Origin of the sequence: Streptomyces clavuligerus (assembly GCF_005519465.1) — a bacterium.
GTDB classification, from domain to species: domain Bacteria; phylum Actinomycetota; class Actinomycetes; order Streptomycetales; family Streptomycetaceae; genus Streptomyces; species Streptomyces clavuligerus.
Genome location: NZ_CP027858.1, coordinates 6,101,747 through 6,119,240, shown reverse-complemented (window position 1 = coordinate 6,119,240; position 17,494 = coordinate 6,101,747). Strand labels below are relative to the sequence as shown.

Genomic DNA, 17,494 nt, shown 5'->3' with positions numbered 1-17,494 from the left:
GGGGCCCGTGAGTGTTCAGCAGTCCTGGAGCAGGGTGGCCGACGTGGTGGCCAGGACACGGCTGCCCTGGCTGAAGGTGATCCGCAGTCGGACGGTGGGGCGGCCCGCTCGGTCCCTGAGGGGTTCGCGGGAGGTGACGGTGCAGGTCAGGGGCAGATCCGTTTCGCCGAAGCCACGGAAGGACGCCCACCAGTGGGTGAGGACGGCATGGGCGGGGCGGAAGCCGTGGAGTTCGGCGGCGACGACCGTGGCGGCCTGCCGCGACGCCTCCAGGAAGACGGGGCCGGGGATGTGTCCCTCGCTCCCCCCGTCGAACAGCTCGTTCCCGGGTGCCGCCGCGACCGGCAGGACGAACTCCCCGTCGATGGCCCGCAGGGGCGGTCCGACCAGGACGTTGCGGGGGTCGAGACGGGCGACCCGCTCGGGGGCGACCGCGGAGCGGACGGCGGGCCGGAACGGAGCGGACACCTGTCCCTGAAGGCTTTCGCGGCGCCCCAGCGCACGGTGGGCCCGGTAGACCCCCGGCATCAGGAAGAGCAGCCGCGCGGTGCCGCTGCCGCACTGCTCGCCGTCGATGGCGACGGCGCCCCGGCAGTCGAGCCCGCGGGGGATGCCGTTGACGACGTCGACGGGGGTGAGCGTGATGTCGAGGGCCATATGGGCGGGCCGTCCGGTGCGCCGCCAGGGGCCGAGGTCCTGGATGTCCATCCCGCTGGAGACGAAGACGGCGGGGCGCTCGGCCGGCACCCGGAAGTACTGGTGGGCGACGAACTGGGTGGCCTGCCGGAGGGACTCGGCCGCGAAGAGCAGATCGTGGAACGTGCCGGGGCCGTCGTTGAAGACCCCGTGGGTGTCGGGGAGTTCGGCGGAGAGCGCGAAGCGCTGTTCGACGGGTGCTGTCGCGTCCAGCAGGAACCCCTCGGGAGTGGCCGGTCTGTGCACCAGATGGAGGGGGGAGCCCGCGGGCGGGCCGTACGGCGCCGAGGACGCCGGCGGATTCGGCGACGGAGTCCCGCGGGAGGCCGACCGGGGGGACGGTGGCCGGGACGGCGGGCCGGGCGTCGGGCGCGGTCCCGGGCCGGGGCCCCGGCGGGCGGCGCGGGAGACGGACCCCGCCGGGGAGCCGGACGCGGCGGCCGGGGCGCGGGCGACGGTCGGGGCGGGAGAGGCGGCGGCCCCCGTCGGTGCGCGGGGTGCGGTGGCGGCGGCATCGAACACGATGTCCATACCAGCTCCTTCGATGGGTCCGCCGGTCCTGCCGGGGACGGGAACGATCGTCGATCGTGCGGCGCGGGCTCCCCGCGAACCGCTGTCCGCCCACGCCCGGCGCTGTGGGGAACGCGGTCCCCCGGCAAGGCCCGGGGCTCGGGCGGGCGATGGCCCGAACGGTGCGTGCCGCCGGGACGGAAAGAGCAACAGCGGTGGCGGGAATCCGCCACCGCCACCACACTCTCTCGAACCGCTGCATTCGCTCTGGACCGATTCTGGACCGCTACTGGACCCGACCGGATGCCGGACCGGACCCTCTCGACAGGACCTTCCTCCCCCTGGGTCCCAGGGGCCCCGGGACCCGCCGTCCGCGCGCCGGAACGCGCGAAGGGGCCCGGGACGGCCGCGCGCAGGCGGTCGTCCCGGGCCCCCGGTCGTCACCGTGCGCACCGGGCCCCGGCCTCTCGGGTCCGGGTCCGGTGCTTCGGCCCTCGGTGCTTGGGCCCTCGATGCTCAGGTGCGGTGCTGAGGTGCTGTGCTGTGCTGTGCTGAGGTGCGGTGCGGTGCTCAGGTCTGGGGCTCCAGGGCCGGGCGCGCCGCCACCAGGGGGTGGTCCTCGGCGAGCGGCCCGGTCGCCCCGGCCCCGGCGGGCGAGCCGAGCGGGGCGAAGATCTCGGTGTCCGCCGTGCGGTACCCGCTCCACTCCACCGGTACCTCGTCCTCGTAGAAGATGGCCTCCACCGGGCAGACCGGTTCACAGGCTCCGCAGTCCACGCACTCGTCGGGGTGGATGTAGAGCTTGCGGGGCCCCTCGTAGATGCAGTCGACGGGGCACTCCTCGATACAGGCCCGGTCCTTGACGTCGACGCAGGGCTGGGCGATCACATACGCCATGGGGTTCTCCTGGGGCGCTCGCGGGGTGGCGGAACGGCGGGACGGAGCGGGATCGGGTGGACGCGGGTCAGGCCCGTGCGGGGACGGTCCAGGTGTCGGAGCCGGTGAGCAGGGCGGTCAGATCCCCCGCGCCCAGACGCTCCCGCGCCTCCTGGAGCTGCTGACTCATCCCGGTGTCGTAGACGGGGCGCTGGACGTCGCGGAAGACACCGATGGGGGTAGGGGCCTCCCCGCCGAAGGCAGGGGAAGGGTGGGATGTGTCGGGGTTGGCGAGGCGGGAGAGGGCGAAGGCGGTGGTGGGGGAGGGGGTGTGGGTGTTGTGGGTGAGGATGTGGTGTTCGTTGTCGGGTGTGACGGTGACGGCCTGGAGGTCTCCGGTATGGGGGTCGCGGATGACGCCTTTGGTGTTGTCGGTGCCGAAGCGGATGGGCTGTCCGTGTTCCAGGCGGATGACGGCTTCTTGGGCCTGTTCTTTGTCTTTGAGGGTGTCGAAGGCGCCGTCGTTGAAGATGTTGCAGTTCTGGTAGATCTCGACGAGGGCGGTGCCGGGGTGGGCGGCGGCGGCGCGCAGGACGTCGGTGAGGTGTTTGCGGTCGGAGTCGATGGTGCGGGCCACGAAGCTGGCTTCGGCGCCGATGGCGAGGGAGACGGGGTTGAAGGGGGCGTCGAGGGAGCCCATGGGGGTGGACTTGGTGATTTTCCCGGTCTCGCTGGTGGGGGAGTACTGGCCCTTGGTCAGTCCGTAGATCCGGTTGTTGAAGAGGAGGATCTTGAGGTTGACGTTGCGGCGCAGGGCGTGGATGAGGTGGTTGCCGCCGATGGACAGGGCGTCGCCGTCGCCGGTGACGACCCAGACGGACAGGTCCTGGCGGGAGGTGGACAGGCCGGTGGCGATGGCGGGGGCGCGGCCGTGGATGGAGTGCATCCCGTAGGTGTTCATGTAGTACGGGAAGCGGGAGGAGCAGCCGATGCCGGAGATGAAGACGGTGTTCTCGCGGGGGATGCCGAGTTCGGGCATGAAGCTCTGGACGGCGGCGAGGACGGCGTAGTCGCCGCAGCCGGGGCACCAGCGGACTTCCTGGTCGGACTTGAAGTCCTTCATGGTCTGGCGGCCGGTGGCGCGGGGGACCAGGGACAGGGCGTCGGCGATGCTCAGTACCGGTCTGCCCTCCGCCTGCGGAACACCCGCCCGCGGAACACCGGCCGAAGCCGTACCGGTGCTGCCCGCGCCGGCACCGGCCGAAGCCGCGCCGGTTCCGGCAGCCGCCGGAACCGCACCGTCCGCCGGAGTCGCACCCTCCGCCGTGGTGCCCGCACCGGCACCGGCGGTGGCCGCCGTGCCTGCCGTCGCGGCGGCCGTGGTGCCTGCTGTGGCACCGGCGCTGTCTGCCGCGTTGTCTGTGGTGGTGGGGTCAGGCATCGGTGGCCTCCTTCAGGGCGTCGGCGAGCTGGGCTGCTTTGAAGGGCATGCCGTTGATCTGGGTGTGGGCGTGGACGGGGGTGAGGTAGCGGGCGCGCAGGAGGAGGCTGAGCTGGCCGAGGTTCATCTCGGGCACGATGACCTTGTCGTAGGAGGCCAGGACGGTGCCGAGGTTGGCGGGGAAGGGGTTGAGGTGGCGCAGGTGGGCCTGGGCGATGGCGCGGCCGTCCTTGCGCAGGCGGCGGACGGCGGCGGTGATGGGGCCGTAGGTGGAGCCCCAGCCCAGGACCAGGACCCGTGCGGTCCCGCCGGGGTCGTCGACGGTCAGGTCGGGAACGGTGATGCTGTCGGTCTTGGCCTGGCGGGTGCGGACCATGTGTTCGTGGTTGGCGGGGTCGTAGGAGATGTTGCCCGTGCCGTCCTGTTTCTCGATCCCGCCGATGCGGTGTTCCAGCCCGGGTGTCCCCGGCACCGCCCACGGCCGCGCCAGCGTCTCGGGGTCGCGCTTGTAGGGCCAGAACACCTCGCTGCCGTCCGCCAGCGTGTGGTTCGGGCCGGTCGCGAACGGGGTCCGCAGATCGGGCAGCTCACCCGTCTCCGGGACCCGCCAGGGCTCCGACCCGTTGGCGAGGTACCCGTCGGAGAGGAGGAAGACGGGGGTGCGGTAGGTGAGGGCGATCCGCGCCGCCTCCAGCGCCGCGTCGAAACAGTCCCCCGGCGTGCGCGGCGCGATCACCGGCACCGGCGCCTCACCGTTGCGGCCGAACATCGCCTGGAGCAGATCCGCCTGCTCCGTCTTGGTCGGCAGCCCTGTGGAGGGGCCCCCGCGCTGGATGTCCACGACCACCAAAGGCAGCTCCAGCGACACCGCGAGACCGATCGTCTCCGACTTCAGCGCCACACCCGGCCCCGACGTCGTCGTCACCGCCAAAGACCCCCCGAACGCCGCACCCAGCGCCGCCCCGATCCCCGCGATCTCGTCCTCCGCCTGGAACGTCCGCACACCGAAATTCTTGTGCTTCGACAGCTCATGCAGAATGTCCGAGGCCGGAGTGATCGGATACGACCCCAGATACAACGGCAGACCCGCCCGCTCCCCCGCAGCCACCAGCCCCAGCGACAACGCCAGATTCCCCGAAATATTGCGGTACGTACCCGCCGGGAACGCCGACACCGCCGGAGCCACCTCATAGGAGACCGCGAAATCCTCCGTCGTCTCCCCGAAATTCCACCCCGCACGGAACGCCGCGACATTCGCCTCCGCGATCACCGGCCGCTTCGCGAACTTCCGCCGCAAAAACGACTCCGTCCCCTCCGTCGGACGGTGATACATCCACGACAGCAGACCCAGCGCAAACATATTCTTGCTGCGCTCGGCCTCCTTCCGGGTCAGACCGAACTCCTTCAGCGCCTCCAGCGTCAGCGTCGTCAGCGGCACCGGATGGACCCGGTACCCCTCCAGGGTCCCGTCCTCCAGCGGCGACACATCCCAGCCGACCTTCGCCATCGCCCGCTTCGCGAACTCGTCCGTGTTCACGATGATCTCCCCGCCCCGGGGCACATCCGCGAGATTCGCCCGCAACGCCGCCGGGTTCATCGCCACCAGCACATCCGGCGCGTCCCCCGGCGTGAGAATGTCATGATCCGCGAAATGCAGCTGGAACGACGACACCCCCGGCAGCGTCCCGGCAGGCGCCCGGATCTCCGCCGGAAAATTCGGCAGCGTCGACAGATCATTCCCGAACGACGCCGTCTCCGAGGTGAACCGGTCACCCGTGAGCTGCATACCATCACCCGAATCACCAGCGAACCGGATCACCACCCGATCCAACCGGCGAACCTCCCCCACACCGGTCCCGGCCGGCACCGGCTCGGCCACGTCGATGTCCAGCGTGTCTACCGTGTCCACCGTCACGCTCTTCGTCCCCTCTGGGTGCCGGTCCAGCGGCGCGGGTCTGCGGCGCGCTGACGGCAGGACGGTAGGCACCCGGCCTTGAGGCGAACCAAAGGGCCGGTGCGGATCGCGCCCCGGGAGCCCCGGGCAGCCCCACCAGGAACCGTCGTCAACAGCTCTGTACAGCCGTGATCCAGCCTTGCTCCAGAGCGGCTGGCGACGCTGGGCACGGTCGGCGGAGGACGGCCCGGACCCGGCGCACCCGCCACGGCGGTGCCGGACGGGCCCGTGCACCCGGCCCGGCCGGGTGCCGCCCCGCGCAGCCCCGCCGACGCAGCCCCGCTCGCGCCCGCACCGCCCGAAGGAGCAGCCCCGTGGACCCCTCCCCCTACGCCCAGACATCCCGCCGGACCCTGCTGCGCCTCGCGGCGGTGGCCGGAACCGGTGGGGCGCTCGCCGCCGTGCACACCCCAGCCCGGGCCGCCGGACGGACCGCGGCGGGCGAGCGCCGCCCGCTGCCCCGGACCCTCACCGTCCACGCCCCGGGCCTCTATCCCGAAGGTGTGGGCTGGGACCGCGGCCGACGGGCGTTCCTCGTCTCGTCCAGCGTCCAGGGCACGATCTCGGTGGTCCGGGCGGACGGCTCGGTCACCCCCCTCGTGACCCCCTTCGCCCGGGTCTCCGTCCTCGGACTCCACACCGACCACCGCCGCGGCCGGATCGTCGCCGCCTACAGCGACTACTTCCACCGCCGTCTCGGCATGGTGGACATCACCAAGCCGCCCGTGAACGGCGTCGGCGTCTTCGACCTGGCCACCGGCGCGGTACGGACGCTGGTGCCGGTCTCCACCGGGGCCACGATCGAGCCGCGGACCAACGACGTCACCGTGGACCACCACGGCGACATCTATGTCACCGACACCGAGGTCGACACCGTGACCCGGGTGGGCGGGAACGGCGAAGTCCGCAACGTCATCCGCGACGAGCGCTTCGGCACCCCGGAGACCGGGCCCAACGGCATCGTCCACCACCCCTGCGGCTTCCTCCTCGTGGGCCGCTACTCCGGCGGCCGGCTCTTCCGGATCGACCGCCCCCGCTCGGCGCGCCCGCAGGTCCGCGAGGTCCGGCTGGACCGGGCCCCGAACTCCATCGACGGTCTCGCGCTGCGCCCCGACGGGTCGCTGCTCGTCGTCTCCAACGATCTGTCGACCGCGCCCGGCCGGGACGCCGTCCTGGTGCTGCGCTCCACCGACGGCTGGCGCACCGCGCGCACCGTGGAGGACCGCGCCTGGCCCGTCGACGACCCCACGACGGTCGCCGTGACCCCGTACGGCGACTACGTCCTCAGCGGTGGGCTCCGGGAGATCCTGACCGGGGTCCCCTCGCCCACTCCCGGCCGGTTCCAGCTCCGCAGGCGCTGACGGGGTCCGGGCCCACCGCCCTCCGGACGCCCACCGGACCGTACGCACCCCCTCCGCATCTCAGGTGGCGGCGCCCCGCGAGCACCTCTCCCGGCACGTACGCCACCCCGACCCCTCCGGGAGTACCGCCATGCACCATCCGCACGCCACCGGCCCGCCGTCCGCGGCGGCACCGCAGCGCGGCCTGTTCGGCGCGCTGGCCCGGCTGACCGGGCGCCGCCCCAAGGCCCTGCTCGCCCTCACCCTGTTACTGCTGGCCGGGGCCGTCGTCCTCGGCGGCGGCGTGGCCGACCGGCTGCGCAGCGGCGGCAGCGGCGGGGTGGTCGACCCCGGCTCGGAGTCCTCGTTCGCGGCCCGGGCCCTGGAGCGCGAGTTCCCCGGCGCCCGCCCCAATCTGGTGCTGCTGGCCGAGGCCGACGGCTCCGTGGACGACACGGCGGCGGCCCGCCAGGGCCGTGAACTGACCGCGCGCCTCGCCGCTGTGCCCGGCATCACCGGGGTGACCTCCTACTGGGACGGCCGGGCCGCGACCCTGCGCTCCGAGGACGGCGGCCAGGCCCTGATCGTCGCCCGGATCAACGGGGACGAACTGGCGGCCGAACGCACCCTGGAGGAGCGGGTGATCCCCGCGTTCGACGGGGAGCGGGGCGCGCTCGGCATCCGGATCGGCGGCACCGTCGCCACCCAGCAGGAGCAGCAGACCTTCATCAGCGAGGATCTGCTGCGGGCCGAGCTGATCGCGCTGCCGATCACCCTGGTGGTGCTGATGGTGGTGTTCGGCAGCGCCGTCGCCGCGCTGCTCCCCATCGGCATCGGGGTGATCGCGATCCTCGGCACCAACGCGGTGCTGCGGGTCATCACCGAGTTCACCGATGTGTCGGTCTTCGCGAGCAACCTCACCACGGCGCTCGGTCTGGGGCTCGCGATCGACTACGCGCTGCTGATCGTGCGCCGCTACCGGGAGGAGCTGAGCGGCGGCAAGGACGGCCCGGCGGCCCTCGCGGCGACGCTCGGCACGGCGGGGCGCACGGTGCTGTTCTCGGCGGCGACGGTCGCCGTCTCGCTGGCCGCGATGATGGTCTTCCCGCTCTACTTCCTGCGGTCGCTGGCGTACGCGGGCATCAGTGTGGTGGTCCTCGCCGCGGTGGCGGCGCTGGTGGTGCTGCCCGCGCTGCTCGCCCTGCTCGGCCCCCGGATCGACGCGTGGGACATCCGGCGGCTGGTGCGGCGCGCGCCCCGGGCCGGGCGGGCGCCGAAGCCGGAGGGCGAGGGGTGGGCCCGGCTGGCCCGGGGGGTCATGCGGCGCGCCCCGCTGGTCGCGACCGGCACCCTCGCCGTGCTGCTGCTGCTCGGAGCGCCCTTCCTCAACGTCGACTTCGGCACCGCCGACTACCGCCAGCTCCCCACGTCGGCCGAGTCGCGGGTGGTGCAGGAACGGATCCGGGACGACTTCCCGGGCAGCCCCACGGGCACCGTCGACGTCGTCGCCGAGACCACTGAGAACACTGAGAACACTGAGACCACCGGGACCGCGGTGAGCACGGGCGCGGCCGGGACCGGGGCGCTGGACGCGTACGCCCAGCGGCTGTCCGGTCTGCCGGGCGTGATCCGGGTGGACGGCCCCGGCGGCCGGTACACCGAGGGGAAGCGCTCGGGCCCGGCCCAGCCCGCCCGTGCCTCCGGGGGGATCGCCCATCTCGCTGTCGTCCCGTCCCTGGAGCCCATCTCCGAGGAGGCCAAGGACCTCGTCCGGGACATCCGGGAGCTGGCGGCCCCGTTCCCCGTGCGGGTCTCCGGGACGACGGCGGCGCTGATCGACACCCAGTCGGCGATCGGGCGCGGGCTGCCCTGGGCGGTCGGTGCGATCGTCCTGGCCACGCTGGTGCTGGTCTTCCTGCTCACCGGGAGTGTGCTCGTCCCCGTGCAGGCGGTGCTGCTCAACGCGCTCAGTCTGACGGCGATGCTGGGCGCGGTGGTGTGGATCTTCCAGGACGGCCATCTCTCCGGGGTGCTCGGCTTCACCCCCACCGGCAGTATCGAGACCGCGCTGCCGGTGCTGATGTTCTGCCTCGCCTTCGGACTCTCCATGGACTACGGGGTGTTCCTGCTCTCCCGGATCAAGGAGGAGCGGGAGCGGCAGCCCGACCACCGGTCGGCCGTGGTCGAGGGGATTCGGGGCACCGGCGGGGTGATCACCGCGGCGGCCGTGGTGCTCGCCGTGGTGATGGTGGCGATCGGCAGTTCCCGGATCACCAACACCAAGATGCTGGGGCTCGGGGTCGCGCTCGCCATCCTCATGGACGCGATGGTGATCCGTACCCTGCTGGTGCCCGCGGTGCTCCGGCTCACCGGGGAGGCGACCTGGTGGGCGCCGGGGCCGCTGCGCCGGCTCCACGCCCGCTTCGGGATCAGCGAGGGCGCTCCCGCGCCCGCGGCGCCGGCCTCCCCCGTGCCGACCGGGGCCGCGCCGCCGCACCGGGGCCCGGCCGCCGGGGAGGTACGGGACGAGCCCCGGGTGACGGCGGGGACGGGTACGCCGGGCTGACGGGCCGTCCCCTCCGGGGCGGGCGCCGGGACCGGCGGGCGGGTGCGCGGTGGGCCGGGGGCCCCGCGCACCCGTCGCCGTTCCCCGGCGCGGGCGCACGGGGTCCGGCGCGGGCCGGACGCGGCACCGCGAGACCCCGGGGGCCGCGACGGACCCGGGGCGGACCCGGACCGAGGGGACCGACCGGACACCCCGGACCCTCCCCGCGAAGACCGGCGATTTTGCCCATGCGCAAGGGCGCGGTTCTACCGTCCGTTGCACCGCACCACAGCGGACGCCGGGAGAGGACAGGTCGACCGTCCCTCGCACGGGGCGGCCCGGCGCCGTCCGTGGACACCAGCAACCGGTACGAGAAGGAGGCACCATGACCGTCGACACGGTCGTCGTCGACTACGGGGGGGTGCTGACCAACCCGCTCGCCGAGACCTTCGCGGCCTTCGCCGAACTGGCCGGTCTCACCGTCCCGGCGCTCGCCGGAGCCTTCGCCGCCGCGACCGCACGGCACGGGATCACCCCCATGGCCGCGCTGGAGACCGGCGAGATCACCGAACGCCGGATGGCCGAGCGGGTCCTCGCCCATCTGCCCGAGGGCACGGGCCGGGTCCTGGAGAACGGGCGGGGCTTCGGGGAGCTGTGGTTCCGCGGCCGGCGCGCCAACGCGCCCTTCCTGGCCGAGCTGCGCGCGCTGCGCGCACGCGGGTACCGGCTGGCGCTGCTCACCAACAACGTCCGGGAGTGGGAGCCGCTGTGGCGCGCCCAGCTCCCGGTGGACGAGTTGTTCGAGGTCGTCGTCGACTCGCACCGCGAGGGTGTGCGCAAGCCCGACCCGGCGATCTACCGGATACTGCTCGACCGGCTCGGGACGGCGCCCGAGCGGGTCCTGTTCGTCGACGACACCGAGGAGAACTGCGCGGCGGCGACGGCGCTCGGTATCCGCTCGGTCCTCTTCACCGACACCGCGTCGGCCGTCGCCGCGATCACCGGGGCCCTGGCGGCCCCTCCCCCGCCGCCGCCCGCCGCCCCCGCCGCCCTCGTCCCGTCGGGAGGCGCGCGATGACCCCGCCCGTCCTGATCGTCGGCGCCGGACCCACCGGGCTCACCGCCGCCTGCGCCCTCAGGGGCCTCGGGGTGCCCTGCCGGATCGTGGACCGCCGCCGCGGGCCGGGCGTCGCCCCCAAGGGCCTGGTGCTCTGGAGCGGCGCCCTGGAGTGCCTGCACCGGCTGGGCGTGGCCCGGACCCTCGCCGCCGAGGCGCTGCCGCTGGCCGGAGCCTCGTACTGGTCCCGGGGCCGACGGATCGGCGGGGTCCGCTTCGGCGGGCTGCGCGGCACCGCGTTCCCCGGGCCGCTCTGCGTCCCCCAGCCGGTCACCGAACAGGCCCTGCACACCCGGCTGGAGGAGCTGGGCGGCACGGTCGAGTGGGAGACGGAGGCCACGGACCTCACCGTGCACGGCGCGGGGGACGGCGCCGCGGTCTCCGTCGTGCTGCGCTCCTCCGGCGGCACGGAGGAGGTGACGGTCCCCTGGCTGATCGGCGCCGACGGGGCCCGCAGCACGGTGCGCGAGAGCGTCGGCATCCCCTTCGACGGCCACACCTTCGACCGGACGTTCCTCATCGGGGACGGTGTGCTGTCGGGCGCGCCCGACGAGGCCGAGGTCCAGCACCACATCGCGCCCGACGGCGTCCTGGTGATCGTGCCCCAGCCGGGCGGCCACCGCGTCTTCTTCGACCTGGAGAGCGACGGGCGGAGCGACCCGCCCTCCAGCGCGCTGCTGCAACGGCTCCTCGACCAACGCGGACCCGGCGGACTGCGGTTCCACGACGCCTGGTGGACCAGCCGGTTCCAGGTGCACGCCAAGGTCGCGCCGCGCTTCCGGGCGGGCCCCGTGCTGCTCGCGGGCGACGCGGTGCACGCCCACACCACCGCCGGGGGGCAGGGCCTCAACACCGGGGTCCAGGACGGCTACGACATCGGCTGGAAACTGGCGGCCGTGGTGCGCGGCCAGGACCCGGCCCTGCTGGACAGCTTCGAGGCGGAGCGCCGCCCGGCCTCCGTCCGCGCGGTCCGCAACGGCGATCAGCAGATCCGGCTCTGGCTGCTGCGCCGTCCGCTGGCGCGCGCCGCGCGGGACACCGCGCTGCGGGCGCTGTCCGGGGCGGGACTCCTGGAGAGCCGGGTGATCCCTCTCCTCGCCCAGCTCGACCTGGACCACTCCGGCAGTCCGGCGGTCGCCGACCTGGCGGGCGCGGCGGACGCCCCGCGCGCCGTGCGCACCGGCCGCAGGGCGCCGGACGCCGCGCTGGTCCCGGTGCACGGCCCGGCGGCGCTGACGCTCCACGCCCATCTCGCCGAGGGGCGGCACACCCTGCTCGCGTACGGCGGGCAGGCCGCAGGCGAGCGGGCCGCGCACGCCGCCGGAGTGCTGCACCGGCGGGGGGCCGACGACGCCGTGACGGTGCTGTGGATACAGCCGCCGGGCACGGCTGCCGACCCGGGGCGCGCCATCGCCGCCGGGGCCCGCGTCGCCCGCGAGCCGGGGCACGGCGCGCTGCGCGGCGGCTGCGCGGGCTGGCTCGCCCTCGTCCGGCCGGACGGTGTGCTCGCGGCCCGCGCCGGGCTCACCGGGCTGGACGCGCTGCTGGACCGGCTGCCCCGGGAGCGGGCGCTCCCCGCCCCGGCGCGGGCCGGGCGCTCCTGACGCCTCCCCCGCCTCCCCACCGCGGACCGGCGCGCTCCGCGGACCCGGGCGGCCGTGGGCCGCTCCCCCACCGACCCGGGCGGGCACCGCCGCGGGTACTCCTTCCGGCCCCGCGCGCCCACTTCCGTAACGGCGCGGAGGCGCACCGCCCCGGTTCTCCCACCGCCCCGCGAGGGCCCGTCCGAGGGCCAGTCCGAGGGCCCGGCCGCTGACGGCCGCCGAGGTCCCGGGTCCGCCCCCGCGCCCCCACCCGAATCCGAATCCCGTTCCGCCGCGCCCGGCCCTGCCGCCGACAGGGCGGCGGCGCACACCCTCCAGTGAAGGGAACACCCTCACCATGTCCGTACCCACGTCCGTCCCCGCGTCCCACGAGGTCACCACCGCGACCGCGGAGGGTCTCGCGGCACCCCGCCCGGAGCTCGGCTCCGCGGTGCCGGTCGTCCCCCGGGTCACCGATCAGCCGGTCGCTCCCGAGGGGCTGAGTTACGAGTCGACCGTGCCGCGCGCGCTGGTCCACCGGTCGTCGGTCTCGGAGGTGTTCGTCACCGACTCCCGGCAGACCGGTGAGGACTCCTTCGCCGTCGCGGCGCAGCTCCCCCGGGGCCATCTGATCGGCGAGGGCCCGCTGTACGACTTCACCCTGCTCCTCGAAGTGGTCCGGCAGGCCGGTGTCCTGGCCGCGCACCGCCATCTGGACGTGCCGCTCGCGTCCGCCTTCATCCTGAGCGACCTCTCGTTGCGGACGATGGGTTTCGGCCCGCTCCGGATCGGGGCCCGGCCCGCGAACGTGGCGGTGACGCTGGACGCCCGGCCCAAGCGGAACCGCGCGGGCCGGGTCCAGGGGTTCAGCTTCACCGGGGACATCCATGTCGACGGGGAGCCCGCGCTCATCGGGCAGGGCGGGCTGCTGATCGTCTCCAAGGCGGCCTACCGGGTGCTGCGGAGCAAGCGGCTGGTGCCGGACCACCCCGGCTGGCTGCTGCCGCGCTTCACGGCCGCCGCACCGGCCGCGGTGGGCCGCAGGGACGAGCGGAACGTGTTCATCACGGACCCGGTCTCGGAGTCCGACCACCGGGAGTTCTTCGCCCAACTGGTGGTGGACACCAGCCACCCGCACATGTTCGACCACCCGCTGGACCATGTGCCGGGGCATCTCCAGGTGGAGGCCGCCCGGCAGCTCGCGATCGCCTCCGTGGCCCGGCTCCACGGGCTCGACCCGTACTCGCTCGCCATCGCCTCCATCACCACCAGCTTCACGGACTACACGGAACTGGACCAGATCACCCGGCTGCGGGCGACCGTGGACGGCCTCCAGTGGGACGAGCAACTGGGCATCTTCACCGTCCCGGTGGCCGTCGAGGCGCTCCAGGAAGGCCGGACGACCACAGCGCTCCGCCTGGAAGTGGCACAATGGAGGTGAGTTCTCAACTCATGTGAGAACTCGGCGTGTTGGGGCCTGCGAGAATCTTCATGGAATCCCCACACAAGCGTTCTATCCAGTACCATTCCCGCCCAAAAGGTGTCGGCCAATCGACCGTGCCCGACGGGGGACCGCATTTGATACGCATCCTGCTCGCCGAAGACATGCACATGGTCCGCGGGGCGCTCGTCGCACTACTGGCTCTGGAAAGCGACCTGGAAGTCGTCGCCGAGGTCGAACGGGGAGACACCATTGTCAGCAAGGTGCTGGAGTGCCGGCCCGACATCGCCATCATCGATGTCGACCTGCCCGGCATGGACGGGCTGAGTGCCGCGTCGCTGCTCGCGGAGCAGACGCCGTGGTGCCGGACCCTGATTCTGACGAGCCTGGGGCGGCCGGGCACACTGCGCAAGGCGTTGGCGGCCCGGGTCGGCGGCTTCCTCCTCAAGGAGGCCCCACCGGCCCGGCTGGCCGACGCGGTCAGGGAGGTGTCCGCCGGGAAGCGGGTGATCGACCCGCAGCTCGCCCTGGCGGCGTTCGACAACGGAGAGAATCCGCTGACGCCCCGCGAGGTCGAGGTGTTACGGATGGCCGCGGACGGGGCGGAGGCCGCGGAGATCGCCGTCCGGCTGTTCCTCTCGGTGGGAACGGTGCGGAACTATCTGACGACCATCGTCACCAAGCTCAACGCCCGTAACCGGGTGGACGCGATCCGCGTCGCCCGGGAGAGCGGCTGGCTGATGTGACGGGGGGCCGGCCGCCGCCACGGCGGCCGGCCCCCGGTCACGGGTACGGACCGCGGAACGGAGCCGACGGCCGCGCGGCCGTACCGGCCGGGTGGCTCCGGGTGGCTCTGTACGGCCGTCCGGAGGCGGCGGACGACGCGGTCACGGGCGCGCTCCGGCCGTACGGTCTAGGCGGCGTCGCCGTGCTCCACGGAGATCGGGGCCTCCGCCGTGAGCACGAACCACCCCTTGTCGTCGACGTGGGAGGAGAGCCGTCCGCCGATCGCCGCCAGCCGGAACTGAAGGTTGTGCAGCCCGCTGCCGTCCCGCCCGGACGGCGACCGGGCGGGGTCGGCGAGCTGTTCCCGTTCCACCCCGTCGTTGGCGATGGTCAGCACGAGCCGTCCGGTGGCGGTGGTCCAGCTCTCGATCCGGCAGTGCTCGGCCTTGCTGTGGCGCAGCAGATTGGTGACGGCCTCCCGCAGGACGGTCGCCATGATGGTGCTGGTCTCCCCCTCGGGGAGCTTGCCGCGGATCTCGACGGTCGCCTGGATGCCCCCGGCCTCCAGCACCGCACGGGCCGAGACGGCCTCCGTGGCCAGGGACATGTCGCGATAGCCGCGGGCGACCGTGCGGACGTCGGAGAGGGCCTGGCGGGAGATCTCCAGGATGTTCTCCAGCTCCTCCAGGGCGCGGTCGGCCTCGCAGTGCACCAGCCTGCGGGCGAGTTCGCTCTTGAGGGTGATCGCGGAGAGGCTGTAGCCGAGGAGGTCGTGGAGATCGCGGGCGAAGCGCAGCCGTTCCTGGCTGACGGCGAGCCGGGCGAGGGCCTGTTGGGCCTCCTGGACCTCGATCACCAGATTGGCCAGCCGGCTCAGCCCGTACACGATCAGCCCGGTGAGGATGGTGGAGACACCGATGTAGACGGAGGTGACGATGTCCCGGTCGAGCATGGGGCCGGTGACACAGGCGATCACGCCGACCGCGCCGAAGAGCGGCCAGGCGAGCCGGGAGGGGAGCACGAGCAGCACGGAGGCCCCCAGGAACCCGGCCATGCCGCCCCACACGAACCCGAAGGCGAAGAGCGGCAGATAGGTCAGGAGAGCCTGGAGGGCGAGGGTCCAGCGGCCCCAGCGCAGCCGCAGGGCGCGGGTGCGGTGGGCGGAGTGGATGAGCTGGAGGGTGAAGATGCCGAGGAAACCGGCCCCGGCCGCGGCCAGGGTGAAGGGCCCGGGCCGGGCCTCCAGGATGTTGAGGAAGCCGACGATGCCGAAGCCGGTCATCACCACCAGCAGGATGCTCAGGGCGACCTGGGGCGGTGGTGCGTCGACACCGAGGGTGCGTACCGCGGAGGAGAGTGGGATGCCTCCCGTCCCCGCGTCGGCGTCGTCCGCTGTGCTGCTGCCGGCCTTCGCTCTGCCCGAGCTCGCCGTGGCTTCCATGCATTCCCCCGCGAACGGCATCAGGGAGGTCAGTTTATGTAGAGACTGCGGACTTCACTGCCCGTTCGTGAATTGGCCTGGTGGATTTCACGAGCGGACGCAGCCGTATGTTCAGGTTTGTCGGGGTAGGTCCCGAGGACGAATCCGCCGACGCTCGGCTCGATCCGCCAGTCGAGTCCGGTGGCCCGCGCGGCGAGGTCGATGTCCCCGCTGCCGAGCGCACAGGACGCGAGCCCCATCGCGGTGCCGATCAGATAGAGGTTCTGGGTCACCGCGCCGACGTGCTTGAGCGTCAGCGCGTAGGCCAGACCGCTGTACTTCCAGGTGAGCCGGTGGATCCTGGAGGTGATCGTCATGACCACGGAGGGCGGGTCGGTGAGACCGGCGGCGACGCGTGCCTCGTCGAACAGCTCCTCCATGGCGGCACCGGAGTCGGCGTCGTCCATCCGGACCAGGCAGTGCTCCAGCGGCGCGTAGTAGTGGACGCCGGACGGGATGCCCGCGCAGTCCCGGACCGCGAGATAGAACTCCAGCTCGTAGGCGCGTCCCCCACTGGGGTAGGGCCGGTCGGTGAAGGGGCCCTCGTGGCCGTTGCCCGGGTTCTCGTGGAGCGAGCGGACCCGCAGCGCGCGGTAGAGGAACTCGCCCAGGGTGGCCGCGGTGAGCCTGCTGGAGCCGAAGCTCCGCATCGACCGGCGCTCCTCCAGCACCGTCGTCAGCGGCGGGTCGGCGGCGGGGACGTCGGTCAGCGAGGGCCGGTCGAGGAAGATCCGGGGCCCGTCGGGCAGCGGCTTGACCGCCGGGGCGGGCGCCATCCGGTCCGCGAGCGGATAGGTGGCCCCGAAGTCGGCGTCGTGGCGGCCCAGGGTGGAACGGGTGTGGAAGAGCAGGTCGATGGCGGACCAGGAGGCGAGGGCGGGGTCCCGGTCCTCGGCGAAGTCCGGCGCCGGGGCCTCGGGCAGCTCGCACCGGTGGGGACGGTCCGAGCCGCCGGCGGCGTCCAGTTCGGCGCGGCCGCCGGACGGCGGCTCGGCCGGGACGGCCATGCCCGTCGCCACCAGATGGGCGATGATCTCCATGGTCGCCTCGACCGGGAGGGGCACCGCTTCCGCGATCTCCGCGCTGGTGACCGGCCTGCCGAGCATGCCGATCACCCATGCGGCCTCGGGACAGTGCAGCACCACCCGGTGCAGCGAGGTCGGCGACTCCAGCACAAAGCCCTTGCCCTCGCTGCGCAGAAAGGCGAAGTGCGACAGCCGGATGGGGTGGGCCGCACTCACCGCGGCGGGGGCGAAGCGGGCCGACTGCGAGATCGGGACCACGGACATCAGCAGGTGGTCGGGGCTGTCCAGGCTCAGCGAGCGCACCACGAGGTGCTGGAGCCGCTGGAGGACCATCAGGATCTCGGAGAGCGAGTCCTCGATGGGCGCTCCGTCGGGTTCCCGTTCCACGGGGGAGACGGAGGCCATGGTGTCGGCCACCACGTTCGCCAGCGAGATGGGGCCGAGGCTCATCCGCCGCAGCGCCTCCCGGACCGTCGGCAGCGCATGGCGCAGCCTGACCTCTCCCCAGCGACCGGAGAGCACGATGGAGCCGCTCGGGCAACCCGTCTCGACCAGGACGTCTTCGCGGAGCGCCCAGAGGGAAAGACTGCGCCGCCCGCCGCGGCGTACGGTCGGGGGGGCCTCGGACGACCTCTCGACTGGCATGAGAACTCCTGAGCAGGACACGGGTGGGCCGGTGGGGACGGCTCATTGAGGGTGGGCCGTACAGAGACGGACGGTCGGACGAACAGCCGGACGGACGGTCGGTCGGACGAACACC

General features: G+C 73.3%; 12 protein-coding genes. 6 read left to right on the top strand and 6 right to left on the bottom strand.

The features are described 5' to 3' along the window. Positions 1 to 15: 15 nt before the first annotated feature. The 4 genes from CRV15_RS25875 to CRV15_RS25860 all read right to left on the bottom strand — a co-directional run bounded on the left by CRV15_RS25875 (position 16) and on the right by CRV15_RS25860 (position 5,414). Entirely contained in the window at positions 16 to 942 is a 927-nt protein-coding gene (locus tag CRV15_RS25875; RefSeq protein ID WP_230864094.1) for an AfsA-related hotdog domain-containing protein, read from the bottom strand. An 834-nt stretch (positions 943 to 1,776) separates the two neighbouring features. Beyond that, the gene (fdxA, locus tag CRV15_RS25870; protein WP_003959539.1) at positions 1,777 to 2,103 is read right to left on the bottom strand and encodes a ferredoxin; all 327 of its coding nucleotides are present in this window, start codon (positions 2,101 to 2,103) and stop codon (positions 1,777 to 1,779) included. Between the two features lie 67 nt (positions 2,104 to 2,170). Further along, complete coding sequence (locus CRV15_RS25865; protein WP_003959540.1) at positions 2,171 to 3,205, bottom strand: 2-oxoacid:ferredoxin oxidoreductase subunit beta; 1,035 nt, start codon at positions 3,203 to 3,205, stop codon at positions 2,171 to 2,173. 310 nt (positions 3,206 to 3,515) lie between these two features. Continuing rightward, on the bottom strand, positions 3,516 to 5,414 hold the full coding sequence (locus CRV15_RS25860; protein WP_231406022.1) for a 2-oxoacid:acceptor oxidoreductase subunit alpha: 1,899 nt from the start codon (positions 5,412 to 5,414) through the stop codon (positions 3,516 to 3,518). A gap of 377 nt (positions 5,415 to 5,791) precedes the next feature. Here CRV15_RS25860 and CRV15_RS25855 point away from each other — a divergent pair, with 377 nt between their 5' ends. The 6 genes from CRV15_RS25855 (at position 5,792) to CRV15_RS25830 (ending at position 14,249) form a co-directional block, all read left to right on the top strand. Beyond that, the gene (locus CRV15_RS25855) at positions 5,792 to 6,838 is read left to right on the top strand and encodes an SMP-30/gluconolactonase/LRE family protein (RefSeq protein WP_009995358.1); all 1,047 of its coding nucleotides are present in this window, start codon (positions 5,792 to 5,794) and stop codon (positions 6,836 to 6,838) included. 130 nt (positions 6,839 to 6,968) lie between these two features. Beyond that, a complete protein-coding gene (locus CRV15_RS25850) occupies positions 6,969 to 9,383 on the top strand; it encodes an MMPL family transporter (RefSeq protein ID WP_003959543.1) in 2,415 nt (804 codons plus the stop codon). Between the two features lie 364 nt (positions 9,384 to 9,747). After that, positions 9,748 to 10,440 (top strand): HAD family hydrolase, encoded by a 693-nt coding sequence (locus tag CRV15_RS25845; protein ID WP_009995359.1) that lies wholly within the window; start codon positions 9,748 to 9,750, stop codon positions 10,438 to 10,440. Further along, entirely contained in the window at positions 10,437 to 12,083 is a 1,647-nt protein-coding gene (locus CRV15_RS25840; protein WP_003959545.1) for an FAD-dependent monooxygenase, read from the top strand. Before CRV15_RS25845 ends, CRV15_RS25840 begins: the two co-directional genes overlap by 4 nt. Before the next feature lie 337 nt (positions 12,084 to 12,420). Beyond that, the gene (locus CRV15_RS25835; protein WP_003959546.1) at positions 12,421 to 13,503 is read left to right on the top strand and encodes a ScbA/BarX family gamma-butyrolactone biosynthesis protein; all 1,083 of its coding nucleotides are present in this window, start codon (positions 12,421 to 12,423) and stop codon (positions 13,501 to 13,503) included. Between the two features lie 137 nt (positions 13,504 to 13,640). Then, positions 13,641 to 14,249 carry a response regulator transcription factor gene (locus CRV15_RS25830; RefSeq protein ID WP_009995361.1) on the top strand — a complete coding sequence of 203 codons (609 nt, stop codon included), beginning with the start codon at positions 13,641 to 13,643 and terminating at the stop codon, positions 14,247 to 14,249. 167 nt (positions 14,250 to 14,416) lie between these two features. Here the strand turns inward: CRV15_RS25830 and CRV15_RS25825 are convergent, their stop codons facing one another. Beyond that, on the bottom strand, positions 14,417 to 15,670 hold the full coding sequence (locus tag CRV15_RS25825) for a sensor histidine kinase (RefSeq protein ID WP_029182826.1): 1,254 nt from the start codon (positions 15,668 to 15,670) through the stop codon (positions 14,417 to 14,419). A 29-nt stretch (positions 15,671 to 15,699) separates the two neighbouring features. Next, on the bottom strand, positions 15,700 to 17,379 hold the full coding sequence (locus tag CRV15_RS25820; protein WP_003959549.1) for a SagB/ThcOx family dehydrogenase: 1,680 nt from the start codon (positions 17,377 to 17,379) through the stop codon (positions 15,700 to 15,702). Positions 17,380 to 17,494 lie beyond the last annotated feature (115 nt).